The sequence below is a fragment of the Shimwellia pseudoproteus genome, assembly GCF_016415625.1.
Classification (GTDB): Bacteria; Pseudomonadota; Gammaproteobacteria; order Enterobacterales; family Enterobacteriaceae; genus Shimwellia; species Shimwellia pseudoproteus.
In genome coordinates this window covers 1-25,285 of sequence record NZ_WBXP01000039.1, presented here as the reverse complement: position 1 = coordinate 25,285, position 25,285 = coordinate 1, and the positions used below count along the sequence as shown (strand labels likewise).

The following is a 25,285-nucleotide window of genomic DNA, read 5'->3' as shown; positions in this document are numbered from 1 at the left end:
TTTGTGATGATGATGTCACCGCTTTGCACTTGTGTTTGACGGTATTTGGTATCTGATAAGTCTTGTTGTTGCTCAGGGACAATCGAAATAAGGAGTATATGTGCTAACCCTATTACACCTGCTTTCGGCAGTATCACTGCTGGTTTGGGGAACGCATATCGTGCGCACCGGTGTCATGCGGGTTTTTGGCGCCCGGCTGCGCAGTGTGCTGAGCCAGAGTGTTGAAAAGAAACCACTCGCCTTTTGCGCCGGTATTGGTGTTACCGCCCTGGTGCAGAGCAGTAACGCCACCACCATGTTGGTGACCTCTTTCGTGGCCCAGGATCTGGTGGCGCTGACCCCGGCACTGGTTATTGTGCTGGGGGCCGATGTCGGTACCGCGCTGATGGCGCGTATTCTGACCTTCGACCTTTCCTGGCTGTCGCCGCTGCTGATTTTTATTGGCGTGATTTTCTTTCTTGGCCGCCGGCAAAGCCGGGCCGGGCAGCTTGGTCGGGTGGGTATCGGCCTGGGGCTGATCCTGCTGGCGCTGGAGCTTATCGTCCAGGCCGTCACCCCGATCACTCAGGCGTCTGGCGTGAAAGTGATTTTTGCCTCGCTGACGGGCGACATTATGCTGGATGCGCTGATCGGTGCGCTGTTTGCCGTGATCAGTTATTCCAGCCTGGCGGCGGTGCTCCTGACGGCCACCCTGAATGCCACCGGGGTTATCTCGTTTGATGTGGCGCTGTGCCTGGTTATCGGGGCTAACCTGGGGTCCGGGTTACTGGCGATGCTGAATAACAGTGCGGCCAATGCCGCCGCCCGGCGGGTGGCGCTGGGGAGCCTGTTGTTTAAGCTGGTGGGCAGTCTGGCTATTTTGCCGTTTATTCATCTGGTGGGCGATGCGCTACACCGGATCGCCTTACCGGAATCAGAACTGGTTATCTATTTCCACGTCTTCTATAACCTGATCCGTTGCCTGGTGATGGTGCCGTTTGCGGAGCCGATGGCGCGTTTTTGCCGCCGGGTGATTCAGGACCCGCCGGAGCTTGATGACCGCCTGCGGCCTAAATATCTTGATTCCAGCGCGCTGGATACCCCCGCCCTGGGGCTGGCCAATGCCGCCCGGGAGACGCTGCGCATCGGGGACACGACGGAGCAAATGCTCGCCGGGTTATACAAGATAATGCACGGTGAACCGCGCCAGGAAAAAATTCTCCGCAAGCAGGCGGAAGACATCAACGTGCTGTATACCGCCATCAAGCTGTATCTGGCGCGGATGCCGAAAGATGAGCTGGCAGAGGAAGAATCCCGGCGCTGGGCGGAGATTATCGAAATGTCCCTCAACCTTGAGCAGGCGTCTGATATTGTCGAGCGTATGGGCAGCGAGATCGCGGACAAATCGCTGGCGGCGCGGCGCGCTTTTTCTGAAGAAGGCCTGAAAGAGCTGGATGCCCTGTATGATCAGCTGCTCAGCAACCTGCAACTGGCCATGTCGGTGTTCTTCTCCGGTGATGTGCCCAGCGCGCGCCGCTTGCGCCGTAGTAAGCACCGTTTTCGCATTATGAACCGGCGTTATTCCCATGCCCATGTGGACCGGCTGCACCAGCAGAATGTGCAGAGCATTGAAACCAGCTCCCTGCATTTGGGATTACTCGGGAATATGAAGCGCCTGAATTCGTTGTTCTGTGCGGTGGCGTACAGCGTGCTGGAGCAGCCGGACGACGACGACGAACGGGAAACGGAGTAGCCCTGAACCGGTGTTATCTGGCGAGATGGTTAATCAGGCCCCCGTTTCAGACGGGGGCTTTTTTATGTGCCGGTATGTTTACCGTCAGCTGGATCCCGAGTGCCTTAAGTGCCGCCAGGGTGCTTTTGAGGGTGGGGTTGCCTTTGTCGCTGAATGCGCGGTAGAGCTGCTCCCGGGAGAGGCCGGTTTCGGCAGCGATACGGGACATGCCCGTGGCCAGTTGTTTCGCCTGTGCAATATCATCGGGACGGGTTGATTTGCCCCGCCGCACAACAGCACAATGATGCTATTTCCCGTCGGCCTGATAGCGACACGATAACCGGGGCCGTGGTGGATACGCACTTCATATACCCCAGCAATAAAGGCAAAAAAATTTCGCAGAAATGCAGGTGTGCATGGCGAATTAACGGTATATTTCGGCTTTACAGGAGAAACTATGCTGTCCACACAATCCATCCGTTTAAACAAATATATTAGCGAGAGCGGGATCTGCTCACGCCGCGAGGCCGATCGTTACATCGAACAGGGAAATGTTTTTATCAACGGTAAACGCGCCACCATCGGTGATCAGGTGGTGCCCGGGGATACGGTGAAAGTGAATGGCCGGCTGATTGAACCCCGCGATGCAGAAGATCTGGTATTTATCGCGCTGAATAAACCGGTGGGCATTGTCAGCACCACAGAAAGTGGTGAGAAAGACAATATTGTGGACTTTGTGAACCACAGCCAGCGTATTTTCCCCATTGGCCGGCTGGATAAAGACTCCAATGGCCTGATCTTCCTGACCAACCACGGCGATCTGGTGAACAAGATCCTGCGCGCCGGTAATGATCATGAAAAAGAATATCTGGTGACGGTAAACAAACCGGTGACTGACGAGTTTATTCGCGGTATGGGGGCCGGTGTACCGATCCTCGGTACCATGACCAAAAAGTGCAAAGTGAAGAAAGAAGGCCCGCTCTCCTTCCGCATTACCCTGGTTCAGGGGCTAAACCGCCAGATCCGCCGGATGTGCGAATACTTCGGCTATGACGTCACCCGGCTGGAGCGCACGCGCATCATGAACGTCAGCCTGGCCGGTATTCCGCCAGGAGAGTGGCGGGATCTTACGCCCGACGAGCTTATCGAACTGTTTAACCGGATTGAGTCATCGTCATCCGAGTCGCAGAAGAAGAGCACCCCGAAGGCAAAACCAAAAGCGAAAGCGGCATCGGGCGGCGGCGCCAGGCCAGCAGCAAAAGCCGGCCAGCCTGCGGCAAAAGGCCGCCCCGGTGCACCCTCCGGTAAGCGCTTCACCCAGCCGGGCCGTAAGAAGAAGGGACGTTAACCTGGCGGTTAGCGTCTGCCCCGGGTTGCCGTATTGGCTGACCACGAAAATGTGGCTTGCGGATCCGGTTTAAAAGCCTGCTTTTTCTTCACCTGGCGGGCTTTCTTTGCTTCTGCTTCGCGCTGCGCCATTAATTTGTCGATATAGTCCTTTTTGACCCGGTTGGATTCGCTGTTGGTCAGCGCCCTGCCGTGGGCGATACGCTCACGGTCCAGCAGGGTTTTCAGTTCGCGCTGTTCGGCGTCGGTCATCTCTTTTTGGGTAATACGGGCAAGAGCCATAAGCGTTTCTCTGTGGTGAGGGATAACAGCAGTGTACGGCATGGTGGCCAAATACACCGCTGTTATCCGCAAAAACGTGATGGCGACAGGTGGGCTAGCGTTGTTTGCCGTCCCCGCCGGGGGCGTTGGTTACCGGTTTGCCGGACCAGTAGCCCGCCAGTAGCGAGCCGGATAAATTATGCCACACGGAGAACAGCGCCCCGGGCAGGGCCGCCAGGGGCGAAAAATAAATTTTGCCCAGGGCCGCCGCCAGGCCGGAGTTCTGCATCCCCACTTCGATGGCCAGGGTACGGCAGGTGGACTCATCAAACCCAAACAGCCGCCCGCCCCAGTAACCGCCCAGCAGGCCGATGGCGTTATGCAGCATCACCGCGACGATAACCACCAACCCCACCGAGGCAATATGGCTGGCGCTGCCCGCCACCACGGCACTGATAATGGCCAGAATACAGACCATTGAGAAGGCCGGCAGCCAGGGCTCCAGGGTTTTAACCAGCCGCGGGAACAGGTGATGGATAACCAGCCCCAGGGCGATGGGGATCACCACAATCTGCAAAATACTGAACAACATCCCCCAGACATCGACCTGAATATGGGCATCAACATACAGCCGGGTCAGCAGTGGTGTCGCCACGACACCCACCAGGGTAGAGACCGACGAGATAGTCACCGACAGGGCCACGTCACCTTTGGCGAGATAAATCATCACATTAGACGCCGTACCGCTGGCGACACTGCCCACCAGCACCATGCCGGCGGAGAGGTCTGGCGGCATGGCAAAGGCCAGCGCCAGCAGCCAGGCCGCGAGCGGCATCACCAGATAATGAAGAAAGATCCCCGCCGCCACCGGGGCCGGGCGGGATAACACCCGTTTAAAGTCGCTCAGCCGCAGATGTACCCCCATGCCAAACATAATCAGCATCAGCAATGTGCTGACCCAGGGGCTAATGGCGGTGAAGCTGGACGGGGTGTAATAGGCGATAACAGAGAGCAGCAGTGCCCAAAGCGGGAAGAGCCGCGTGAAGATGGCGAGCATGTTATTTTCCTTGCAGATAATGGTGTTGTGTTGGTTATGTGCGCCGGTGTGCCCCCGGCTATCACTATTGTTTATCGTGTGGCGAGAAAATATTCAACGTAATTATGCCTGGCATGGCGCGGGCAGAAGGACAGGTTCAGGGCAAGGGGCTGACCAGGCGGGAAGCCCGGTCAGCGTGTGGGGATACCAATAAGAGCGGGGTGGCCGGATTACAGCTCGAACAGGTTACTGTGCAGCTTGCGCACCACGTGTTCTGCTTCGTCGCCGGGGACCAGGAAACACAGATTATGGCTGGAGGCCCCGTAACAAATCATGCGGATATTAAACGGCTCCATCACCCCGAAGACCTCTTTGCCCACGCCACAGGCTTTGGACAGTTCATTGCCGATCAGCGCCACCAGGGCGAGGTTTTCTTCCACCTCGACCCGGCACAGGGAGGAAAGCTCCGTCAGCAGGCTTTGGGTCAGCAGGCTGCCGCCGGTGGTGGTTGAACCGGTGGTGTCCAGGGTCAGCGCGACGCTGACTTCGGAGGTGGTTATCAAATCGACCGAGATATTATGGTGCGCCAGAATGCCGAATACCTGCGCCAGGAAGCCGCGAGAATGCAGCATATTCAGGCTGTGCAGAGTGAGCAGCGTTTGCTTACGGCGCAGGGCCAGAGCCCGGAACAGCGGCGGATTCTCGGTGGATGCGCATACCAGGGTACCGCCGTCGTGAGGGTTGCGGCTGGAGCCGACGAACACCGGAATATTGCTGCGTACCGCAGGCAGCAGGGTGGCCGGGTGCAGCACTTTGGCGCCAAACGTGGCCATTTCCGCGGCTTCTTCGAAGCCAATAACATCAATGCGTTTTGCGGTCGGTACCACGCGGGGATCGGTCGTGAAAATACCGGTTACGTCGGTCCAGATATCCACCCGATCGGTACTGAGTGCTTCACCCAGCAGGGCGGCGGTGTAATCACTGCCCCCGCGGCCGAGGGTGGTGGTGCGGCCTTTTTCTTCACTGCCAATAAACCCCTGGGTTATCACCAGTGACTGGGCAATGCGCGGGGCCAGTTGCTGTTGCGCCAGCACCGACAGCGCGGCGACATCGGGCTCGGCGCGGCCAAAGCGGTCGCTGGTGCGCATCACTTTACGCACGTCGAACCACTGGGCCTCCACACCGCGCTCGCGCAGCACTTCGACAAACAGCAGGGTGGACATCAGCTCTCCGTGGCTGACCAGCTCATCGGTTAACGCCGCGGAGGTTGCCAGTGAGGCCGCTTCCGCGAGGGTGGCAATATTGTCCAGCAGGCGGTCGATCTCTTCACGGATAACCGCCGGTTTTTTCAGCATCTCCAGGATGTTGTACTGAATATGGCGAATCGCATCGAGCTTAACAGCGCGTTCGGTGGTTTCCAGCCCTTCCGCCAGTGCGACCAGGTAATTAGTAATACCCGCGGAGGCCGACAGGACCACCAGACGCACGTTTGGATCCGATAATACAATGTCAGCGCTGTGGCTCATGGCCTGGTAGTCAGCAACGCTGGTCCCGCCAAATTTGGCGACAACGGTTTGTGAATGTGTGCTTGTCATAACAACCTCGTGTCAGGGGCGCCATTTAAGATGGCGTTAATTTTCAGCCTTGGCACAAGGGAAGAGCGGGAAACGGGGGGCAGACGTAGAGCGCAAACAACTACGGTACACCCAGAAGCGCCCCACCTTGTATACCCCCTGAGCCGGGTGGTGCCGGGCTCGGGGGTATGAAACGTCCGACTGCCGAACGTTTCTCTGGTGACAGCCCAGGGGATTCAGCCCCTGCAGCCGATATTCTGCCGCGCCCCGGCAGACTACCTCGGCGCCGCTCCCCCTGCTGTGCCGTCACGGGATGGGCTCCTCAGACACAGTACCTGGGCGACGCGCCTCTTCTGGCTTACACAATTTGTATAAGTAGGAGTACAGAGATAATTCGGAATGAGACCGTTGTCAATATCACCGTTTCGTTCATTCTGTGAACTAGATTTTTGTTCTGAATATGGCCTGCGGGGCAGTGTTTTTTGGGGGGACTTGCGGGGCTTTTGCGGTTACTGTCGCAGGTGTGCGACTTTTGTATTATGGAAAATGTGCTAAGGCCCGTGAAATACGGGGGTTTGCGCTGGGTTTCCCGGAAAGGGCATAAAAATCCTCACAAATCAGTACAAGGGCGCTACAATCGAGTCAGGTTACAATTCTCAATTTACAAGAGTATTGCTATGAAAAACATCAACCCAACCCAGACTGCCGCATGGCAGGCGCTCCAGAAACATTACGCTGAAATGAAAGAGGTGAAGATAGCCGATCTGTTCGCGCAGGATGCCGATCGTTTCAGTAAGTTCTCCGCCACTTTCGACGATCTGATGCTGGTGGATTTCTCCAAAAACCGCATCACTGAAGAGACGCTGGCCATGCTGCAGGCGCTGGCGAAAGAGACGGATCTTAGCGGGGCAATTACCGCGATGTTCTCCGGCGAGAAGATCAACCGTACCGAAGATCGCGCCGTGTTGCATGTCGCCCTGCGTAACCGTAGCAATACCCCTATTCTGGTTGACGGCAAAGATGTGATGCCGGAAGTGAATGCGGTGCTGGAGAAGATGAAACACTTCTCCGACGCGATTATCAGCGGTAGCTGGAAAGGCTATACCGGCAAAGCCATTACTGATGTGGTGAACATCGGTATCGGCGGCTCTGATCTTGGGCCGTTTATGGCGACCGAGGCGCTGCGCCCGTACAAAAACCACCTAACCATGCACTTCGTCTCTAACGTTGATGGTACCCACATCGCGGAGACCCTGAAAACGCTTAACCCGGAAACCACCCTGTTCCTGGTGGCGTCCAAAACCTTTACCACCCAGGAAACCATGACCAACGCCCACAGCGCGCGCGACTGGTTCCTGGCATCTGCCGGCGATGCACAGCACGTAGCGAAACACTTTGCCGCGCTGTCCACCAATGGCAAAGCAGTAAGCGAGTTCGGCATTGATACCGCCAACATGTTCGAGTTCTGGGACTGGGTGGGCGGCCGTTATTCCCTGTGGTCCGCCATTGGCTTGTCCATTGTGCTGTCTGTGGGTTATGACAACTTCGTACAGCTGCTGAGCGGCGCGCACGCCATGGACCAGCACTTTGCCCATACCCCGGCTGAGAAAAACCTGCCGGTGCTGCTGGCGCTGATCGGCATCTGGTACAACAATTTCTTTGGTGCTGAAACTGAAGCGATTCTGCCCTATGACCAGTATATGCACCGCTTTGCCGCTTACTTCCAACAGGGCAATATGGAGTCCAACGGTAAGTATGTGGATCGCAATGGCCACAAGGTGGATTACCAGACTGGCCCGATTATCTGGGGTGAGCCGGGGACCAATGGCCAGCACGCTTTCTACCAGCTGATTCATCAGGGGACTAAACTGGTGCCGTGCGACTTTATCGCCCCGGCTATCAGCCACAACCCGCTGACCGACCACCATCCGAAACTGCTGTCTAACTTCTTCGCCCAGACCGAGGCGCTGGCCTTCGGGAAATCCCGCGACGTGGTTGAGCAGGAGTTCCGCGATCAGGGTAAAGATCCGGCCCAGCTGGACAACGTGGTGCCGTTTAAAGTCTTTGAAGGCAACCGCCCGACGAACTCCATCCTGCTGCGTGAAATTACCCCGTTCAGCCTTGGGGCACTGATTGCGCTCTATGAGCACAAAATCTTTACCCAGGGGGCGATTCTGAACATCTTCACTTTTGACCAGTGGGGTGTTGAGCTGGGTAAACAGCTGGCGAACCGTATTCTGCCTGAGTTGCAGGACGATAAAGACATTGCCAGCCACGACAGTTCTACTAATGGTTTGATTAATCGTTATAAATCCTGGCGTGCCTGATACGCTGAGCGCCGCCTGACCGGGCGGCGCTGTTTTCCCCAGTTGTTTCTTCTCCCTTTTGCCGCTCCGGTGTGAGTTTTCGTAAAAAATGTAGATCTGGATCACATTTTTGACGTATACAGAATGCTCATTCAACAGGCATGAGGTGCCGTATGACGTCGACATCCCGCCCACGGGTAGAGCTGGTCTCTACCATATTGCAATCTGTGCTGAATATCGGCCTGGCGGTGCTGGCGCTGATTTTGGTGATTTTCCTCGGTAAAGAAACGCTGCATCTTGCCGATGTGCTGTTTGATCCCAGCGAGCAGTCCAGTAAATATCAGCTGGTGGAAGGGCTGGTGGTTTACTTCCTCTATTTCGAATTTATCGCCCTGATTGTGAAGTATTTTCAGTCGGGCTTTCATTTCCCGCTGCGCTATTTCGTTTATATCGGTATTACCGCCATTGTGCGGCTGATAATTATCGATCACAGCTCGCCGATTGATGTGTTGATCTACTCGGCGGCGATTCTGCTGCTGGTGATTACGTTGTGGATCTGTAATAGCCAGCGCCTGAAGCGGGAATAGGCCCTCTCCGGCCATATTTCCCCACGGTGGGGCATAAAAAAAGGCGGCCCTGGAGGCCGCCAAATGTTCTTCACAGGTAAGAACCAGTTGGGTAATAACATGCAGTGGTAGCAAGTTATCCTTTTACGCCCCCCGCCGTCAGGCCGCCCACCAGCCAGCGCTGGGCTAGCAGGAATACGGCGGTGATCGGAATGGCAGAGAGCACTGCGGCGGCGGCAAAGTCGCCCCACAGATAGTTTTGCGGGTTAAGGTACTGCTGCATACCAACGGCCAGGGTGTAGCTGTTGACATCGCGCAGTAACAGCGAGGCCACCGGCACTTCGGTAATCGCGGCAATAAACGACAGGATAAACACCACCGCCAGAATCGGCACCGACAGCGGTAACAGCACCAGACGGAATGCCTGCCACGGGGTCGCCCCGTCCAGGGACGCCGCTTCCTCCAGCGAGCCGTCGATAGTTTCAAAGTAGCCTTTGATGGTCCAGACGTGCAGGGCAATCCCCCCCAGATAAGCAAAAATCACCCCGCCGTGGGTATTCAGGCCGATAAACGGAATGTACTGGCCGAGGCGGTCAAACAACGCGTATAGCGCCACCAGCGAAAGCACCGCCGGGAACATCTGAAAAATCAACATCCCTTTCAGCAGCGTGGCTTTACCGGGGAAGCGCATACGGGCAAAGGCGTAGGCGCAGGTGGTGGAGAGCGTCACAATACCAATGGCGGTGATCCCGGCAATTTTTATTGAGTTCCACAGCCACAGCAGTACCGGGAAAGGGGGCGGGGTGACCCGGCCATCGGCGTGTTCGACGCTGAACCCCAGCGCCAGACGCCAGTGCTCCCAGGAGACCTGGTCGGGAATAATGCTGCCGGTCGCGAAGTTACCCGGACGCAGTGAGATAGCAATCACCATCAGCAGCGGGAACATGATTGCCGCGATGAACAACAGCAATAACAGATGCGTGATAAACAGCCGCATTTTCTGTGATTTAGGTTGAACCATAGCCATAATCTGCAAACTCCTTTGTATGGTCGCGGGCTTAATCAAACTTCATTCGGGTGGCTTTCAGGTTGATGATGGCCAGGGCGCCCACCAACAAGAAGATCAGGGTGGCAATGGCTGCCGCCAGGCCAAAGTCCTGGCCGCCGCCGCCCTCAAAGGCGATTCGGTAGGTGTAGCTCACCAGCAGGTCGGTATATCCCGCCGGGGTGGTGGTCCCCAGCCGGTCCGGGCCGCCGTTGGTTAACAGCTGGATTAACACGAAGTTGTTAAAGTTAAACGCGAAACTGGCAATCATCAGCGGGGTTAGCGGTTTGATCAGCAGCGGCAGGGTGATTTTAAAGAAGTTCTGCAGCGGGCTGGCGCCGTCCATTGCTGAGGCTTCATACAAATCATCCGGGATGGCTTTTAACAGCCCCATGCACAGGATCATCATGTACGGGTAGCCCAGCCAGGTATTGACGATGATAATCATCGCCCGGGAGGTGGTAGGGTCGCTAAACCAGGCGGGTTTGATGCCAAACAGCGCACTGAGCATCATGTTGATTTCACCGAAGCTCTGGTTGAACAGCCCCTTAAAAATCAGAATAGAAATAAACGACGGTACGGCATACGGCAGGATCAGCAGCACCCGATACAGGGCCTTGCCTTTCAGCGCTTCCCACTGCACCAGACACGCCAGCACCATCCCCACCGCCACAGTCAGCACAACGGTCAGGGCGGCAAAGACTACCGTCCAGACGAAGATAGCGAAGAACGGTTTCTGGATGCCCTCATCGGTGAAGACGCGTAAAAAGTTATCCCAGCCAATGCTCACGGTATACCCGGGGCTGAGTTTTTCACCGGCCCAGCTACCGTCGGCATTGACCGACTCATAAAAGCCGATATGCGGGTTAGGGCGGTATTGGGTGCCGGTCTGATTGTTGATAAGCGTACTGTCGGTATCCAGGGCATAGAGCGCCCGGGTGCCGGAGAACTGGCGCAGGGAGCTCATCACCACCTGGTCGTGGCTGGGTAGCTCGGCGGTTAACTGGTTCAGGGCCTGGCGGTTCTGGGTGATGACCCGCAAGTTGGCGGCATCACCGGCGGGCAGGGCATCGGCCTGTTGCAGGGACAGGTGTTGCTCTCCCCCGAGGGTAAAGGGGGCGGAGAGGTAAAATTTACCGCTGGCGTTATCGGTCAGGGCCAGTTGCCATTTATCCCCATCGGCATACAGCGCGAACGGGTAGGTGGCACCAGCCTGATACTGACGGCTCATTAAGACTTCCTGAGCACGTTCGAAGGTCAGCTGGTTGGTGCTGCTGTAGTTGGTAAACGCAATGGCAATGGTGCAAACCAGCGGGAACAGGACAAACAGCCCCATCCCGGCCAGACCCGGGTAAACATAACGCCAGGCATAGGCTTTGCGATTGGCAAAAATATACAGACCGGTGGCGCTGAGGATAAGCGTCATAATGGCGAACAGGTACTCCCCCTGGGCGTACATCACAACAATAAGGTAGCCAACCAGCAGGCTGAGTAAACCAATAACCGACCACTTTATTGCTTCACTGTTCCACCAGTGGTTTTTTCTCGTCACATCCATGGGGTATCCCTCTACGACAACGGTACAAATAGTGACGCGGCAGGGGTTACCCCGCCGCGCAGGGTCTTACTTCACGATACGGTCGTGGGCATCTTTCAGGGCGGCATCTACCGACTGACGGCCCGTTACGGCGTTAATCACAGCGGTACGTACGGCGTACCAGAAGGCCGACATCTGCGGGATGTTCGGCATAATTTCGCCTTTCTGGGCGTTAGCCATGGTAGCGGCAATGCGCGGGTCTTTCTCCAGTTGCTCCTGGAACGATTTCAGCGCAACAGCACCCAGCGGTTTGTCTTTGTTCACTGCGGACAAACCGTCGTTGGTCATCAGGTAGTTTTCGAGGAATTCTTTGGCCAGTTCTTTATTCGGGCTGGCGGCGTTGATACCGGCGCTCAGTACCCCAACGAACGGTTTTGACGCCTGGCCTTTAAAGGTCGGCAGCAGGGTCACGCCATAGTTCACTTTGCTCTTATCAATGTTGGACCACGCCCAGGGACCGTTAATCGTCATGGCGGTTTGGCCTTTATTAAAGGCGGCCTCGGCGATGGAGTAGTCGGTATCGGCATTCATGTGTTTGTTTTTAATCAAATCAACCAGGAAGCCGAGGCCCGCTTTTGCTCCCGGGCTATTGACGCCAACATCTTTGACATCATATTTGCCGTTTTCCAGTTTGAAGGCATAGCCCCCGTCTGCGGCAATGATAGGCCAGGTGAAGTACGGTTCCTGGAGGTTAAACATCAGCGCGCTCTTGCCTTTGGCTTTCAGTTCTTTATCCAGCGCCGGGATCTCTTCCCAGGTTTTCGGCGGGTTGGCGACCAGGTCTTTGTTATAAATCAGGGATAAGGCTTCTACCGCGACCGGGTAGGCAATCAGCTTGCCGTTAAAGCGCACGGCGTCCCAGGTGAACGGGTAGAGTTTGTCCTGGAAGGTTTTATCCGGGGTGATCTCGGCCAGCAGGCCGGACTGCGCATAGCCGCCAAAACGGTCATGTGCCCAGAAAATAATGTCCGGGCCATCGCCAGTGGCAGCAACCTGCGGGAATTTCTCTTCCAGCTTATCCGGGTGCTCAACAGACACCTTAATACCGGTGTCTTTCTCGAACTTTTTACCTACTTCGGCCAGGCCGTTATAGCCTTTGTCACCGTTGATCCAGATGACCAGTTTGCCTTCCTCTATCTTGGCAAGTGCTGATGCGGAAAACAGCATGGTGGTCAATGCAGATAACGCGAGAACCCGTGCGCCGGTTTTGATATTCATAGTCAGTCCATCCTTTTGGTCATTATGTATACCTTTCATCTTCTGGCGCAGGTGCCGTTGCTGGTGCGTGGTGCGGCGGTCAGTGACTGCCTTCCTGCCTCCTGAAACTGAAAGGGAGGTGTGGATACAAAGGTGAATGGCGTTACATGCAGCAGTCTGCTTATCAGGCAACCACTTCTCATCCTCCTGGGTTCTACGCCCCTGGGGGTTCAGATGTGATCTCTGTTACAACCTTGGGGAATCTGTGCACCAGCGCACAAAAAAATAGGGCGAATTTTGACTCAGCGATCACGAAAATCGCCCGAAATGCCCAACCCACCGGGTAAATCCCGCTACCTCATCCTCCCGCCTCCTCCCCCATAAAAAAGCAAAGGGTGGAGGATTTACGATTAGCATCAATATCGCATAGTTCGACACATCTGGTTTCACCTGTGTCAGGTGGCTGTTGTGGTGTAAGGGAGAGTGCGATGTCGAGCGTGCAGCTGAAAAAAGTCACGAAGGCCTGGGGGGATGTGGTGGTGTCAAAAGACATCAACCTGACTATTGAAGCCGGGGAGTTCGTGGTCTTCGTTGGCCCCTCTGGATGTGGCAAATCGACATTGCTGCGCATGATCGCAGGCCTGGAAACCATTACCAGTGGTGACCTGTTCATTGGTGAAACCCGCATGAATGATGTTCCTCCCGCTGAGCGTGGCGTGGGGATGGTGTTCCAGTCTTACGCGCTTTATCCACATCTTAGCGTAGCGGAAAATATGTCATTTGGCCTGAAACTGGCCGGGGCGAAAAAAGATCTTATCACCCACCGGGTGAACCAGGTTTCTGAAGTTTTGCAACTGGCCCATTTACTGGATCGGCGCCCGAAAGCGCTGTCCGGCGGCCAGCGCCAGCGCGTTGCCATTGGCCGGACGCTGGTGGCGGAGCCGGATGTTTTCCTGCTGGATGAACCCCTTTCTAACCTCGATGCGGCACTGCGTGTCCAGATGCGTATCGAAATTTCCCGCCTCCATAAACGCCTCAAGCGCACCATGATTTACGTCACCCATGATCAGGTCGAAGCCATGACCCTGGCCGACAAAATTGTGGTGCTGGATGCCGGGCGCGTGGCCCAGGTGGGGAAACCACTGGAGCTTTATCACTATCCGGCGGATCGGTTTGTGGCCGGGTTTATCGGCTCGCCGAAGATGAACTTCCTGCCGGTAAAAGTGACCGCCACCGCCATTGATCAGGTGCAGGTGGAACTGCCGAACCGCCAGCACGTCTGGCTGCCGGTGGACAGCGCCCATGTTCAGGTTGGCGCAAACATGTCTCTTGGCATTCGCCCGGAGCACTTGTTACCCAGCGATATTGCCGATGTCACCCTCGAAGGTGACGTGCAGGTGGTCGAGCAGCTCGGTAACGAAACCCAAATTCATATTCAAATCCCCGCCATTCGCCAGAACCTGGTCTATCGCCAGAGTGATGTTGTGCTGGTAGATGAGGGGGCCACATTCGCCATCGGCTTGCCGCCGGAGCGTTGCCATCTGTTCCGCGAGGATGGTACTGCCTGCCGTCGGCTACACAAAGAGCCAGGTGTATAAGCAGTCAGATAACAAAAAAAACTAATCATTTCAGGAGATAGATTGATGATTACTCTGCGCAAACTTCCGGTGGCTCTCGCCGTCGCAGCGGGCATTATGTCTGCTCAGGCAATGGCCGTTGACTTCCATGGGTATGCACGTTCCGGTATCGGCTGGACAGGCAGTGGCGGTGAGCAACAATGTTTCCAGGCAACAGGTGCTCAAAGTAAATACCGTCTCGGTAACGAATGTGAGACCTACGCTGAATTAAAACTGGGCCAGGAAGTATGGAAAGAGGGCGATAAAAGCTTCTATTTCGATACTAACGTTGCTTACTCCGTGGCTCAGCAGAACGACTGGGAAGGGACCGATCCGGCCTTCCGTGAGGCCAACGTTCAGGGTAAAAACCTGATCGAGTGGCTGCCAGGCTCCACCATCTGGGCCGGTAAACGCTTCTACCAGCGTCATGACGTCCATATGATCGACTTCTACTACTGGGATATTTCTGGTCCTGGTGCGGGTATCGAAAATATCGATCTGGGCTTTGGTAAACTGTCTCTGGCCGCAACCCGTTCTCAGGAAGCGGGCGGCTCTACCAGCTTCCGTAATGACCACACTTACAAAGAAACCAAAGACACCGCGAACGACACCTTTGACGTGCGTTTAGCCGGCCTGGAAACGAACCCTGACGGCGTGCTGGAGCTGGGCGTTGACTACGGTCGCGCTAACTACACTGACAAATATCACCTGGCGGATAACGCCTCTAAAAACGGCTGGATGTTCACGGCGGAACATACCCAGAGCATGCTGAAAGGTTATAACAAGTTGGTGCTGCAGTACGCTACTGACTCTATGACCACGCAGGGTAAAGGGCTGTCACAGGGGTCTTATTTTAACTCCAACGAAGACTTGTCTTTTGCCCGCCAGAATATCAATAACGACGGTTATATGTTCCGCGTGCTGGACCACGGTGCCATCTCGCTGGCAGACCGCTGGGTCCTGATGTACGTAGCAATGTACCAGAACACCAACCTGGACAGCGGCCAGGGTACCGAGTGGTGGACTGTGGGTGTGCGCCCGATGTTCAAATGGACACCTATTATGAGCACCCTGCTGGAAGTGGGCTATGACAATGTCAAATCCCAGGAAACCAAAGAAAACAACAACCAGTACAAAATCACCCTGGCCCAGCAGTGGCAGGCCGGTGACAGCATCTGGTCCCGTCCGGCAATCCGTGTCTTCGCCACCTATGCCAAATGGAACGAAGACTGGGGCTATGCCAAATATGACCAGGGCGGCACATCTTATGTCAGCAATGCCGCTGTCCGTGATACCTCTGGTAACGGCTTCTTCAGCACCAGCCGCGGTAACGACGACGAGTGGAGCTTCGGCGCCCAGATGGAAATCTGGTGGTAATCGCCGGTTAACATCATAACCACCCGGAGGGGCGTGTCCCGCCTCTCCGGTATCAGCCATACCGAATACCCGTTTTGATAAAGCGCGCTATTGCCTGGTAGCGCTTTATTGTTCCAGTGAGGTAATAACAATGAAAATGAATAGAACGTTGATTGCGCTCTGCCTGAGTGCAGGGCTGTTTGCCAGTGTCCCTGCGGTCTCCCTGGCGGACGTTAATATTGTTCCTCAGGATGTCTCCAGCGCGCCGGCTATCCCGCAGGCGGCGCTACAGCAGCTGGTCTGGACGCCGGTGCTGCAATCCAAAACCCAGACCACCTCCCTGGCCACGGGCGGGCAGCGCCTGGATGTGGCCGGTATTACCGGGCCGGTGGCGGCCTACAGCGTGCCGGGCAATATCGGTGAGCTGACCCTGACCCTGAGCAGTGAAATCAAAAATAATCTGGCCTTCGCACCCAATGTGCTGATCCTTGACCAGAATATGACCCCCTCGGCCTATTTCCCGAGCAGTTATTTTACCTACCAGGCACCGGGCGCGATCTCTGCGGACCGCCTGGAAGGCGTGATGAAGCTGACCCCGGCGCTGGGCCAGCAAAAACTCTATGTGCTGGTCTTTACCACCCCGCGGGATACCCAGAACACCACCACCTTGCTGGACCCGGCCAAAGCTTACGCCAAAGGCGTGGGTAATGCGGTACCGGATATCCCGGACCCCATTGCCCGCCACGGCACGGAAGGGACGCTGAAGCTGAAAGTGAGCACCAACTCCTCTTCCAGCATCCTGGTGGGGCCGCTGTTTGGTTCATCAAATAGCGCCAGCCCGGTGACCGTGGGCAATACCGCCGCGGTTGCAGCCCCGGTTGCGGCATCTGCCGCGGCACCGGCGGCTGCGGTCGCCGCAGCGCCTGCGCCGGCCGCGAAAAGCGAACCGATGCTGAGCGATACGGAAAGTTACTTCAATAAGGCAATCAAAGAGGCTGCTGCCAAAGGCGATATCGACAAGGCGCTGAAACTGCTGAATGAAGCCGAGCGGCTGGGCTCTAAGTCTGCCCGCACTACTTTTATCAGCAGTGTAAAAGGCAAGGGGTAAGTTCTCCCCGCATTGCTGATGTTTGCGGTACTGGTGCGCTACGGCGCACCTTTTTTATGCCCTGCGCACAGATGTTGCGCTATTGTTGCTTTTATGCTTATCCCCGCCGGTATTCTTCACCACGTCGCTGTGCTTCTGCGTTACAATGCTGCCAGGTATAACCCCGGAGAGGTATTATGTCTCATCCTGCGCTGGCTCAGCTCTATGGGCTGCACTATTTTGATTCGATCCCCGCAACGTTAAGCCCGGAGCTTCTCGACTGGCTGTTACTGGAAGACTCCATGACCAAACGCTTCGAAGGCTATTGCCAGCGTGTCAGCGTGGTAATCCTGCGGGAAGGGTTTGTCGGCCAGCACGAAATGACCGATGATGAGCGGCCGCTGTTGCCCGCAGAGCCACAATACTGGCTGCGGGAGGTTCTGCTCTGTGGCGACGGTGAGCCCTGGCTGGTCGGGCGCACTCTGGTGCCGCTGTCGACCCTGAACGGCCCGGAGCTGGCCCTGCAGCAACTGGGGGAGACCCCGCTGGGGCGGTATCTGTTTGCCTCATCAACCCTGACCAGAGATTTTATTCAGACAGGCCAGAATGCCGGATTATGGGGGCGACGCTCCCGCCTGCGCCTGTCGGGAAAACCGTTATTGCTGACCGAGCTGTTTCTGCCGGCTGCGCCTGTGTATTAAAGAGGAAGAGAAATGGAGTGGAGTCTGAAGCAGAGCAAGCTGCTGGCTTATCACCGGCTGATGCGTACCGATAAGCCGATTGGTGCGCTATTACTGCTCTGGCCAACATTATGGGCACTGTGGATGGCCACCCCCGGTGCGCCGCCGCTGGGTATTCTGGCGGTGTTTGTGGCTGGCGTGTGGCTGATGCGCGCCGCCGGTTGCGTGGTGAATGACTATGCGGATCGTAAATTTGACGGCCACGTAAAACGCACCGCTAACCGGCCGCTACCCAGCGGCGCGGTGACCGGTAAAGAGGCGCGCATGCTGTTTGCGGTGCTGGTGGTACTGTCGTTCCTGCTGGTGCTCACCCTGAATAAGATGACCATTTTGCTCTCCGTCGCGGGGCTGGCTCTGGCCTGGGTCTATCCGTTTATGAAGCGCTACACCCACTTGCCTCAGGTGGTGCTGGGGGCGGCTTTTGGCTGGTCTATCCCGATGGCCTTTGCGGCGGTCAGTGAGTCGGTGCCGCTGACCTGCTGGCTGATGTTCCTCGCCAATATCTGCTGGGCGGTGGCCTACGATACCCAGTACGCCATGGTGGACCGCGATGATGATCTGAAGATCGGCGTGAAATCGACGGCGATTCTGTTTGGCCGCTTTGACAAGCTGATCATCGGGATACTGCAGCTGGTGGTGCTGGGGCTGATGGCGCTGATTGGCTGGCTTAATGGTCTGGGCGCGGCGTTCTACTGGTCGATTCTGCTGGCTGGTGCGCTGTTTGTGCATCAGCAAAAGCTGATTGCCGGGCGCGAACGCGGGCCCTGCTTCAAAGCGTTTATGAACAATAACTATGTGGGGCTGGTACTGTTTATTGGCCTGGTGCTGAGCTACCTGCACTTCTGATTGCCATATCATGCAGATAAAAAAACAGGCGGGATTATCTCCCGCCTGTTTTTTTTAGCTCAAGCGATCGGCTATTAATCTGCGGCGCCGCTTTCGATGGTCAGCCGGACATCCGGCATCACCAGGTCAGCCAGCATCTGATAAACCTTCATGGTTTCTTCCGGCTCGGCATCACCGGTGTCGCTGATATAGCCTTCATCACGCAGGGTCAATACCAGTGAAGAGAACACGGCTTTATCGAAGAACTCTGGCGTGTTAATCCCGTGCAACACGGACAAACGCTGGGCCAGGGTACGGCTCTCTTTTTCCAGTGTGCCGCGGTTAATCGACGGGTTAGCGCTCAGCAACCAGAAGGTTATCGCATAACGTTGGACGGTTTCCCGGGCTCCGGCCGCCAGCAACTGTAAGGTTCTGGAGTGCGGCGGGGTGACGTTCAGCATATCGCCATCAATGGTAATCAGCTCCTGGCGCGCCAGCTCGGCGAGCAACTGGTCGACAACCCCCGGCAATTCACGGCTATCCCAGCGCAGGAACAGCTCGGCTTTGAGCATCGGGTACAGCACTTCCACCTGGCGCAGCAGCTCGGTACGCGATATCTTACGGTGCTGGGTGATAATGGCCGCCAGCAGGGAAGGCAGGATCAGCATATGCATGATGTTGTTACGGTAGTACGTCATCAGCACGGCCTGTTCCCGGGGCAGAATAATAATGTCCCCGATGGTGTCTTTTTCCACCTCGAACTTGTTCATCTGCAGCGCGTGGTCAATCAGCGCCTCACTGGTCAGCGCCGGGGTCGTGGTGTCCTTGTCATAAGGCACGTTACGCATCAGCGCCAGATAGCAATCCAGCTGGGTGGTTAACTGCTCACGGGTCAGCGAACGCTGGCGGGACGCCAGTAGCGCAGTACAGCACAGGTTCATGGCATTCGCCGCCCCGGCGTTGTTAATCCGCGTCATCAGGGTATTGGCGATGGTATTCACCGTGGGGGTCAGCCAGGCCGGGCGCACGGCTTCAATCGGATCGATAGACTCGCGCCACTCGGGAACATGCTGGTTGAGGAAGCTCATCAGCGGCAGGGGCTCGCCAAAGTTAACATAGCCCTGGCCCAGGTTACGCAGCTTGCTCAGGCCGCGCACCATCTGCATAAAGCCTTCTTTTTCCTTGGTGGCGCCGCGCAGTTCTTTGGCGTAGGTACCCACTTCCATTACATGCTCGTAGCCGATGTAAATCGGCACCAGCGTGATAGGGCGCGAACCGCCGCGCAGCATCGCCTGGATGGTCATCGACAGGGTGCCGGTCTTCGGATCCAGCAACCGCCCGGTGCGGGAACGGCCACCCTCAACGAAGTATTCCACCGAATAGCCGCGGGTAAACAGCTCACCCAGGTATTCGCGGAACACCGTAGAGTACAGTTTATTGCCCTTAAAGGTACGGCGGATAAAGAACGCGCCCAGGCGGCGGAAAATCGGCCCGGCGGGCCAGAAGTTCAGGTTGATACCGGCGGCAATATGCGGCGGCACCAGCCCCTGGTGGTACAGCACATAAGAGAGCAGTAAGTAGTCCATATGGCTGCGGTGGCAGGGCACATAGACCAGTTCGTGGCCTTCGTGGGCCAACTGGCGAACCCGCTCAGCATTATGAACATTAATGCCCTGATATAACCGGTTCCAGGTGAAGCCGAGGATACGGTCACTCATCCGAATGGCTTCGTAGGAGAAGTTCGCCGCAATCTCTTCCATCAGGGCCACGGCATTTTGCTGGGCTTTCTCATGGGAGATTTTCTTGCTGCGGGCTTCATCTTCCACGGCTTTGGCAATGGCTTTGGAGGCCAGTAGCTTATTGAACAAGTCCTGGCGTACCGGTAAACGCGGGCCGACAGCGGCGAGACGCTGGCGGGCAAAATGGATGCGCGCCACCCGGGCCAGTTTCTGGGCAATGGTTTTATCGGTGCCGTGTTCTGTTGCCATCCAGCGCAGAGAGACCGGCGGGGAGAAACGCACAAAGCTATCGCGCCCCAGCCAGAATACCGCCGAGAATTTCTGGATACCGTTGAGCATCCGCAGCGGCGGGTTCAGCTCGCCTTTCTCCCGGCCCGGTGAACGGCCGAACATCACGGAGACCGGCACCAGCTGGACATCCAGCTCGGGATTGGCCCGGTGCAGGTCCAGATACTGATGGAACAGCTTGATGGTTTCTTCTTTCGGCGTGTAATAGTTAAAGACACGCGGGCCGCCGTGTACAAAGACATAGCGCGGTAATTCGGTGCCGTCTATTTCCAGTGGTTCGAGCGGGTCCGGAAGTTCATGGGCCAGGCACTGCGCGCGCAGGGTGAGTAGGTCTGCCTTGGAATTATAAGGCAGCACATACATAATTGGGCGCGAGGTATCCAGGCCCAGCTCAGGAGCCGGATCTGCCGGAATAGATTTGCTTTTTACCATTAGACTTAATGGTAAATTCAGGAGTTTATAGTAAATGCTTGGCCAGCCTGACATAAATGATGTAAAGCCTCTGGGTTAATCATGCAAATGCGCAGCAAGAATATCAGAAAATGCGTTTAATTTCTGTGTCGCCGTGATTCACTTTTCCTCGCCCGCGCGCTGGCGAGGATTTAGGGCAAGCGCTTGTCTGCAACAGGCTGTATTAAATAGAAACTTTCGCGGTATATAATCGGCGCCCGATGACGGGCTCTTTCTTTCATAAGGTATTTTCATGTCAAACAGCACCACAGGTATTAACCGGATAATCAAAGCAGCAGGTTATTCATGGAAGGGGATTCGGGCCGCGTGGATCAACGAAGCGGCTTTCCGTCAGGAAGGGCTACTGGCCCTGGTAGGGATCATTGCGGCCTGCTGGCTGGATGTTGACCCGGTAGCCCGGATCCTGATGATTGGCTCTCTGGTATTGGTGATGATCGTTGAGATCCTCAACAGCGCCATTGAAGCAGTTGTCGATCGTATTGGCAGTGAACACCATGAACTGTCCGGGCGGGCGAAGGATATGGCCTCTGCGGCGGTCCTGTTTGCCCTGTTGCTGGCATTTTTTATCTGGGCAACCCTGCTCTGGCAACATTTTCGATAAGCCTTCAGAAACCAGTAAGTGCCTGGTTTTTTGCTCGAAATGTGGTTCCAAAATCACCGGAGACTGTATATACTCACAGCATAACTGTATATACACCCAGGGGGCGGAATGAAAGCATTAACAACCAGGCAGCAAGAGGTGTTTGATCTCATTCGGGATCACATCAGCCAGACCGGCATGCCGCCTACGCGTGCTGAAATCGCGCAGCGCCTGGGGTTCCGTTCTCCTAATGCCGCGGAAGAGCACCTGAAAGCGCTGGCCCGTAAAGGGGCCATTGAGATCGTTTCCGGCGCATCCCGCGGCATTCGCCTGTTGCAGGAAGAGGAAGAAGAGGGGTTACCGCTGGTGGGCCGCGTGGCCGCCGGGGAACCGCTGCTTGCTCAGCAACATATCGAAGGCCACTACCAGGTCGATCCGCTGCTCTTCAAACCGAACGCCGATTTTCTGCTGCGGGTCAGCGGGATGTCGATGAAAGACATCGGCATTATGGATGGTGACCTGCTGGCGGTACACAAAACCCAGGAAGCCCGCAACGGCCAGGTGATCGTGGCGCGTATCGATGATGAAGTGACGGTAAAACGCCTGAAAAAACTGGGTAATATTGTGCATCTGCTGCCGGAAAACAGCGAATTTACCCCTATCGTGGTGGATTTGCGTGAACAAAACTTCACTATCGAAGGCCTGGCTGTTGGGGTTATCCGCAACGGGGAATGGCTGTAATTTTCCCCGCCCTGTGCGGCTGAGTGCGTTTACCGTGATGCCGCCGCGCATCACGGTGTCATCGACCTGCAATCTTCTCTTCCGGGTATTTCATGGGTTTCTTCACCACTGCTGATCGGGCACTGTGGCGTCTTGCCCTGCCAATGATCTTTTCCAACGTCACCGTGCCGCTCCTGGGGCTGGTGGATACCGCCGTTATTGGTCATCTTGATAGCGCTGACTATCTGGGTGGGGTTGCTATTGGCGCCACGGTGACCAGCTTCCTGTTTATGCTATTGCTGTTTCTGCGCATGAGTACCACCGGCCTCACCGCCCAGGCCTATGGCGCCCGGGACCCGGTGGCACTGGCCAGGGCACTGGCCCAGCCGCTATTGATTGCGCTGGTGGCGGGCATTGCCATTCTGCTTTTCCGCACCCCACTTATTACCCTGTCCCTGCATCTGGTGGGCGGCAGTGATGCCGTATTGCATCAGGCCCACCGTTTCCTCGATATCCGCTGGCTGAGCGCCCCGGCCTCACTGGCTAATATGGTGCTATTGGGCTGGCTGCTGGGGGTGCAATATGCCCGGGCGCCGGTTATCTTGCTGGTGGTGGGCAATCTCCTCAATATAGTGCTCGATCTCTGGCTGGTGGTGGGGGCCGGTATGAATGTTCAGGGGGCAGCGCTGGCGACGGTGATAGCGGAATACGCCACCCTGCTTATCGGTATGGTGATGGCCTGGAAAGTGCTGAAACTGCGCGGTATCACCGCTGCCATGCTGTGCCAGGCCTGGCGGGGGGACGTTGGCCGGTTACTGGCGCTAAACCGCGATATTATGCTGCGATCGTTGTTGATCCAGGTCTGTTTTGCCTCGATCACGGTACTGGGGGCGCGCCAGGGCAATGAGATTGTCGCCGTTAACGCGCTGTTAATGGCGTTTCTGACGTTTACCGCCTACGCGCTGGACGGTTTTGCCTACGCGGTAGAGGCCCATTCCGGCCAGGCCTACGGCGCGCGGGATCGCGGCCAGCTGCTGGCGGTATGGCGGGCTGCCTGCCGCCAGGCGGGGCTGGTGGCGCTGGGGTTCGCCCTGGTCTATGCCCTGTGCGGCGGTGCGATTATTGATGCGCTAACCTCAATAACGGCACTGCGGGCGCTGGCGCGGGAATACCTGGGCTGGCAAATCGTCTTGCCGCTGGTGGGGGTATGGTGCTATCTGCTGGACGGGATGTTCGTCGGGGCCACCCGGGGCCGGGAAATGCGCAACAGTATGGCCATTGCCGCCGCCGGTTTTGCGCTAACGTTGCTGACCATCCCCCGGCTGGGAAACCACGGTTTGTGGCTGGCGCTGATGGTGTTTCTGGCGCTGCGCGGCTTGTCTCTGGGCTGGTTATGGCGCCGGTTGTGGCGCCATAACCGCTGGTTCCCGGTAGATGGGCGCTCGCCGGTTGAATGAGTGCCAGTAACGGGGTTAATCATTCTTATTTTTTCCAGAAAGCCAGTGTGACCGTCTATGCTTTAACCATGAGCGACGTGATTTATGCTCACTGACCACCTTGCTGCACAGTGGATATCACACTCAATACAAGAGGTGCCTGAGATGAATAAAGACGAACTCGGCGGTAACTGGAAGCAATTCAAAGGGAAAGTGAAAGAGCAGTGGGGGAAACTCACTGACGACGATATGACGGTAATCGAAGGTAAGCGTGACCAGTTGGTCGGGAAAATCCAGCAGCGTTACGGTTATGCCAAAGATGAGGCGGAAAAGGAAGTCGATAGCTGGTCAACCCGTAATGACTACCGCTGGTAATCCGCCTTCTATGTTGATGAGTCTCTGTTAGTGCGTTTGTGCGTTTGTGCGTGTAGTGCTCCCACCGGTACAAGGAGGTACCCTCGCCCCGATAATCCCCCAACGATGTGTGCTGCGCTTATCCGCGCCCGCGTTTTTTCACCGTAACGCTATGGTCATGCTCGCAGTGTTCCGGGTGACGGCAGGTTTCTACCTCCACACAAGCGGCGCACAGCCCGTGGGCCTCAATAACATTATGGTGTAGCGCAAACCCTGATTTTGCCGCCAGAGACTGCATAATATCTTCCACCCCTTCAGCGCACTCTTCCTTTACTACACCGCAACGGTCGCATATAAACATGGCTGAAGTATGCGTAGGCTGATCAAACAGATGGCACAATACATAGCTGTTGGTGGATTCCACTTTGTGGACAAAACCCTGTTCCAGTAAGAAATCCAGCGCCCGGTACACGGTGGGTGGCTTGGCCTGGGGCTCGGAAGCCCGCAGCAGATCCAGCAGATCATAAGCGCTAATGGCACCGGTCTGGAGCGTCATCAAACGTAACACCTCCAGACGCTGGGGCGTCAGGCGTACATTGCGTTGCCCGCACAGTTTTTCAGCCTGTGACAGCACATATTGTGATGTGGTCGCGTCCATCAGCACCCTCATATTTTTTGCTGGTAAAGCGTTACTTTATCACAGGCTGTGAAAAACGCCGACAAACGCGATTTTTGCCATACTTATTTTTCGGACATGGTGGGAGATGGCAGCATGAAGCGACCAGATTACATTAAGCACTGGCACGATCTGGAAGGGCCTGATAACGCAGGCTACCCCGGGAGTGATGAAAAATTTGCGATTGGTACCCCGGTTGCCCGTCATGTCGGTTTACGGCGCCTGGGGGTCTCTCATATCCGTTTGCCGCCGGGCCGCCGTACGTCCTACCCCTATGCCCAGAGTAGCGATGAGCTCTACATCTACGTGCTGGAGGGGTATCCCCAGGTTTGGGTCAACGGCTACCTCCATGAACTGGTGCCGGGGGACAGCGTTGGTTTCACGCCGGGTACTGGCCTGTGTCACACCTTCCTGAACAATACCCAACAGGATGTGTGCTTCCTGGTGGTGGAAGAGCCTCCCCACCCGGATAACCGCACCTATTTCCCGCTAAACCCCGGCTATGCGGCCACCCGCAACGATCGCTGGGTGGATCACCCGCCGCAGTTTTTTGGCGCCCACGATGGCAGGCCCGGGCCGGATAGAAAGATGAATAAAAAATAACCGCCACCGCCCCCGGGCATAACCGCGGGCGGTGGATAATTTCCGGGCTAATTTCGGTGATGCTGCCAACTTACTGATTTAGTGTATGATGGTGTTTTTGAGGTGCTCCAGTGGCTTCTGTTTCTATCAGCTGTCCCTCCTGTTCAGCTACTGA

General features: G+C 56.3%; 22 protein-coding genes, 1 pseudogene and 1 riboswitch. Of the genes and pseudogenes, 14 read left to right on the top strand and 9 right to left on the bottom strand.

Translation table 11 applies throughout. From position 1 onward, the window contains the following. The first annotated feature begins 100 nt into the window (after positions 1–100). Positions 101–1,732 carry a Na/Pi cotransporter family protein gene (locus tag F9C28_RS15235; RefSeq protein WP_199016201.1) on the top strand — a complete coding sequence of 544 codons (1,632 nt, stop codon included), beginning with the start codon at positions 101–103 and terminating at the stop codon, positions 1,730–1,732. Between the two features lie 46 nt (positions 1,733–1,778). On the opposite strand, the pseudogene F9C28_RS15230 reads toward F9C28_RS15235, so the two are convergent. After that, a pseudogene (locus F9C28_RS15230) lies at positions 1,779–1,949 on the bottom strand (addiction module antidote protein); the annotation flags it as partial. A 219-nt stretch (positions 1,950–2,168) separates the two neighbouring features. On the opposite strand from F9C28_RS15230, the gene rluF reads away from it, so the two are divergent. Then, positions 2,169–3,059 carry a 23S rRNA pseudouridine(2604) synthase RluF gene (rluF, locus tag F9C28_RS15225; RefSeq protein ID WP_199016199.1) on the top strand — a complete coding sequence of 297 codons (891 nt, stop codon included), beginning with the start codon at positions 2,169–2,171 and terminating at the stop codon, positions 3,057–3,059. Positions 3,060–3,067: 8 nt separating this feature from the next. On the opposite strand, the gene F9C28_RS15220 is transcribed toward rluF, so the two are convergent. The 3 genes from F9C28_RS15220 to lysC form a co-directional block, all read right to left on the bottom strand. Further along, positions 3,068–3,340 (bottom strand): DUF3811 domain-containing protein, encoded by a 273-nt coding sequence (locus F9C28_RS15220; RefSeq protein ID WP_199016198.1) that lies wholly within the window; start codon positions 3,338–3,340, stop codon positions 3,068–3,070. A 94-nt stretch (positions 3,341–3,434) separates the two neighbouring features. Then, the gene (panS, locus tag F9C28_RS15215; RefSeq protein WP_199016197.1) at positions 3,435–4,376 is read right to left on the bottom strand and encodes a ketopantoate/pantoate/pantothenate transporter PanS; all 942 of its coding nucleotides are present in this window, start codon (positions 4,374–4,376) and stop codon (positions 3,435–3,437) included. 209 nt (positions 4,377–4,585) lie between these two features. Continuing rightward, the gene (lysC, locus tag F9C28_RS15210; protein WP_199016196.1) at positions 4,586–5,950 is read right to left on the bottom strand and encodes a lysine-sensitive aspartokinase 3; all 1,365 of its coding nucleotides are present in this window, start codon (positions 5,948–5,950) and stop codon (positions 4,586–4,588) included. A 107-nt stretch (positions 5,951–6,057) separates the two neighbouring features. Then, positions 6,058–6,290, bottom strand: a riboswitch (Lysine riboswitch). Between the two features lie 316 nt (positions 6,291–6,606). Here lysC and pgi point away from each other — a divergent pair. Both pgi and psiE read left to right on the top strand, forming a co-directional pair. Then, positions 6,607–8,256: a glucose-6-phosphate isomerase gene (gene pgi / locus F9C28_RS15205; protein WP_199016195.1), complete on the top strand. Its 1,650-nt coding sequence runs from the start codon at positions 6,607–6,609 to the stop codon at positions 8,254–8,256. Positions 8,257–8,408: 152 nt separating this feature from the next. Beyond that, positions 8,409–8,822, top strand: a complete 414-nt coding sequence (gene psiE / locus F9C28_RS15200; protein WP_199016194.1) for a phosphate-starvation-inducible protein PsiE — start codon at positions 8,409–8,411, stop codon at positions 8,820–8,822. 115 nt (positions 8,823–8,937) lie between these two features. Here the strand turns inward: psiE and malG are convergent, their stop codons facing one another. From malG to malE, 3 genes are all read right to left on the bottom strand, one after another. Further along, positions 8,938–9,828: a maltose ABC transporter permease MalG gene (gene malG, locus F9C28_RS15195; protein WP_199016193.1), complete on the bottom strand. Its 891-nt coding sequence runs from the start codon at positions 9,826–9,828 to the stop codon at positions 8,938–8,940. 31 nt (positions 9,829–9,859) lie between these two features. After that, complete coding sequence (malF, locus tag F9C28_RS15190; protein WP_199016192.1) at positions 9,860–11,404, bottom strand: maltose ABC transporter permease MalF; 1,545 nt, start codon at positions 11,402–11,404, stop codon at positions 9,860–9,862. Positions 11,405–11,470: 66 nt separating this feature from the next. Further along, positions 11,471–12,661 (bottom strand): maltose/maltodextrin ABC transporter substrate-binding protein MalE, encoded by a 1,191-nt coding sequence (gene malE, locus F9C28_RS15185; RefSeq protein WP_199016191.1) that lies wholly within the window; start codon positions 12,659–12,661, stop codon positions 11,471–11,473. Between the two features lie 467 nt (positions 12,662–13,128). Between malE and malK the strand changes: the two genes are divergently transcribed. The 5 genes from malK (at position 13,129) to ubiA (ending at position 18,285) form a co-directional block, all read left to right on the top strand. Continuing rightward, complete coding sequence (gene malK, locus F9C28_RS15180) at positions 13,129–14,238, top strand: maltose/maltodextrin ABC transporter ATP-binding protein MalK (protein ID WP_199016190.1); 1,110 nt, start codon at positions 13,129–13,131, stop codon at positions 14,236–14,238. A gap of 42 nt (positions 14,239–14,280) precedes the next feature. Next, the gene (locus F9C28_RS15175) at positions 14,281–15,633 is read left to right on the top strand and encodes a maltoporin (protein ID WP_199016189.1); all 1,353 of its coding nucleotides are present in this window, start codon (positions 14,281–14,283) and stop codon (positions 15,631–15,633) included. Positions 15,634–15,763: 130 nt separating this feature from the next. Next, positions 15,764–16,720 carry a maltose operon protein MalM gene (malM, locus tag F9C28_RS15170; RefSeq protein ID WP_199016188.1) on the top strand — a complete coding sequence of 319 codons (957 nt, stop codon included), beginning with the start codon at positions 15,764–15,766 and terminating at the stop codon, positions 16,718–16,720. A gap of 176 nt (positions 16,721–16,896) precedes the next feature. Then, the gene (gene ubiC, locus F9C28_RS15165; RefSeq protein WP_199016187.1) at positions 16,897–17,400 is read left to right on the top strand and encodes a chorismate lyase; all 504 of its coding nucleotides are present in this window, start codon (positions 16,897–16,899) and stop codon (positions 17,398–17,400) included. A 12-nt stretch (positions 17,401–17,412) separates the two neighbouring features. After that, positions 17,413–18,285 carry a 4-hydroxybenzoate octaprenyltransferase gene (ubiA, locus tag F9C28_RS15160; RefSeq protein WP_199016186.1) on the top strand — a complete coding sequence of 291 codons (873 nt, stop codon included), beginning with the start codon at positions 17,413–17,415 and terminating at the stop codon, positions 18,283–18,285. Positions 18,286–18,359: 74 nt separating this feature from the next. On the opposite strand, the gene plsB is transcribed toward ubiA, so the two are convergent. Further along, on the bottom strand, positions 18,360–20,777 hold the full coding sequence (gene plsB, locus F9C28_RS15155; RefSeq protein WP_199016185.1) for a glycerol-3-phosphate 1-O-acyltransferase PlsB: 2,418 nt from the start codon (positions 20,775–20,777) through the stop codon (positions 18,360–18,362). A 217-nt stretch (positions 20,778–20,994) separates the two neighbouring features. Here plsB and F9C28_RS15150 point away from each other — a divergent pair, with 217 nt between their 5' ends. From F9C28_RS15150 to F9C28_RS15135, 4 genes are all read left to right on the top strand, one after another. Then, the gene (locus F9C28_RS15150) at positions 20,995–21,363 is read left to right on the top strand and encodes a diacylglycerol kinase (RefSeq protein ID WP_199016184.1); all 369 of its coding nucleotides are present in this window, start codon (positions 20,995–20,997) and stop codon (positions 21,361–21,363) included. A 108-nt stretch (positions 21,364–21,471) separates the two neighbouring features. Beyond that, complete coding sequence (gene lexA / locus F9C28_RS15145) at positions 21,472–22,083, top strand: transcriptional repressor LexA (RefSeq protein ID WP_199016183.1); 612 nt, start codon at positions 21,472–21,474, stop codon at positions 22,081–22,083. A gap of 92 nt (positions 22,084–22,175) precedes the next feature. Continuing rightward, a complete protein-coding gene (dinF, locus tag F9C28_RS15140) occupies positions 22,176–23,519 on the top strand; it encodes an MATE family efflux transporter DinF (protein ID WP_199016182.1) in 1,344 nt (447 codons plus the stop codon). Between the two features lie 144 nt (positions 23,520–23,663). After that, positions 23,664–23,873, top strand: coding sequence for a CsbD family protein (locus tag F9C28_RS15135; RefSeq protein ID WP_199016181.1), 210 nt, complete (start codon positions 23,664–23,666; stop codon positions 23,871–23,873). A 118-nt stretch (positions 23,874–23,991) separates the two neighbouring features. Here F9C28_RS15135 and zur read toward each other — a convergent pair whose 3' ends face one another. Then, positions 23,992–24,510, bottom strand: a complete 519-nt coding sequence (gene zur, locus F9C28_RS15130) for a zinc uptake transcriptional repressor Zur (protein WP_199016180.1) — start codon at positions 24,508–24,510, stop codon at positions 23,992–23,994. Between the two features lie 114 nt (positions 24,511–24,624). On the opposite strand from zur, the gene F9C28_RS15125 reads away from it, so the two are divergent. Further along, positions 24,625–25,131, top strand: coding sequence for a cupin domain-containing protein (locus F9C28_RS15125; RefSeq protein WP_199016179.1), 507 nt, complete (start codon positions 24,625–24,627; stop codon positions 25,129–25,131). Positions 25,132–25,285 lie beyond the last annotated feature (154 nt).

Bases quoted from the DNA above. Each gene is read 5' to 3' on its own strand.
- malK (WP_199016190.1), top strand. From the start codon at position 13,129: ATGTCGAGCGTGCAGCTGAAAAAAGTCACGAAGGCCTGGGGGGATGTG.
- dinF (WP_199016182.1), top strand. From the start codon at position 22,176: ATGGGTTTCTTCACCACTGCTGATCGGGCACTGTGGCGTCTTGCCCTG.
- pgi (WP_199016195.1), top strand. From the start codon at position 6,607: ATGAAAAACATCAACCCAACCCAGACTGCCGCATGGCAGGCGCTCCAG.
- malG (WP_199016193.1), bottom strand. From the start codon at position 9,828: ATGGCTATGGTTCAACCTAAATCACAGAAAATGCGGCTGTTTATCACG.
- F9C28_RS15150 (WP_199016184.1), top strand. From the start codon at position 20,995: ATGTCAAACAGCACCACAGGTATTAACCGGATAATCAAAGCAGCAGGT.
- rluF (WP_199016199.1), top strand. From the start codon at position 2,169: ATGCTGTCCACACAATCCATCCGTTTAAACAAATATATTAGCGAGAGC.
- lysC (WP_199016196.1), bottom strand. From the start codon at position 5,950: ATGACAAGCACACATTCACAAACCGTTGTCGCCAAATTTGGCGGGACC.
- F9C28_RS15125 (WP_199016179.1), top strand. From the start codon at position 24,625: ATGAAGCGACCAGATTACATTAAGCACTGGCACGATCTGGAAGGGCCT.
- lexA (WP_199016183.1), top strand. From the start codon at position 21,472: ATGAAAGCATTAACAACCAGGCAGCAAGAGGTGTTTGATCTCATTCGG.
- malF (WP_199016192.1), bottom strand. From the start codon at position 11,404: ATGGATGTGACGAGAAAAAACCACTGGTGGAACAGTGAAGCAATAAAG.
- ubiC (WP_199016187.1), top strand. From the start codon at position 16,897: ATGTCTCATCCTGCGCTGGCTCAGCTCTATGGGCTGCACTATTTTGAT.
- malE (WP_199016191.1), bottom strand. From the start codon at position 12,661: ATGAATATCAAAACCGGCGCACGGGTTCTCGCGTTATCTGCATTGACC.
- plsB (WP_199016185.1), bottom strand. From the start codon at position 20,777: ATGTCAGGCTGGCCAAGCATTTACTATAAACTCCTGAATTTACCATTA.
- ubiA (WP_199016186.1), top strand. From the start codon at position 17,413: ATGGAGTGGAGTCTGAAGCAGAGCAAGCTGCTGGCTTATCACCGGCTG.
- malM (WP_199016188.1), top strand. From the start codon at position 15,764: ATGAAAATGAATAGAACGTTGATTGCGCTCTGCCTGAGTGCAGGGCTG.
- panS (WP_199016197.1), bottom strand. From the start codon at position 4,376: ATGCTCGCCATCTTCACGCGGCTCTTCCCGCTTTGGGCACTGCTGCTC.
- zur (WP_199016180.1), bottom strand. From the start codon at position 24,510: ATGGACGCGACCACATCACAATATGTGCTGTCACAGGCTGAAAAACTG.
- F9C28_RS15135 (WP_199016181.1), top strand. From the start codon at position 23,664: ATGAATAAAGACGAACTCGGCGGTAACTGGAAGCAATTCAAAGGGAAA.
- F9C28_RS15220 (WP_199016198.1), bottom strand. From the start codon at position 3,340: ATGGCTCTTGCCCGTATTACCCAAAAAGAGATGACCGACGCCGAACAG.
- psiE (WP_199016194.1), top strand. From the start codon at position 8,409: ATGACGTCGACATCCCGCCCACGGGTAGAGCTGGTCTCTACCATATTG.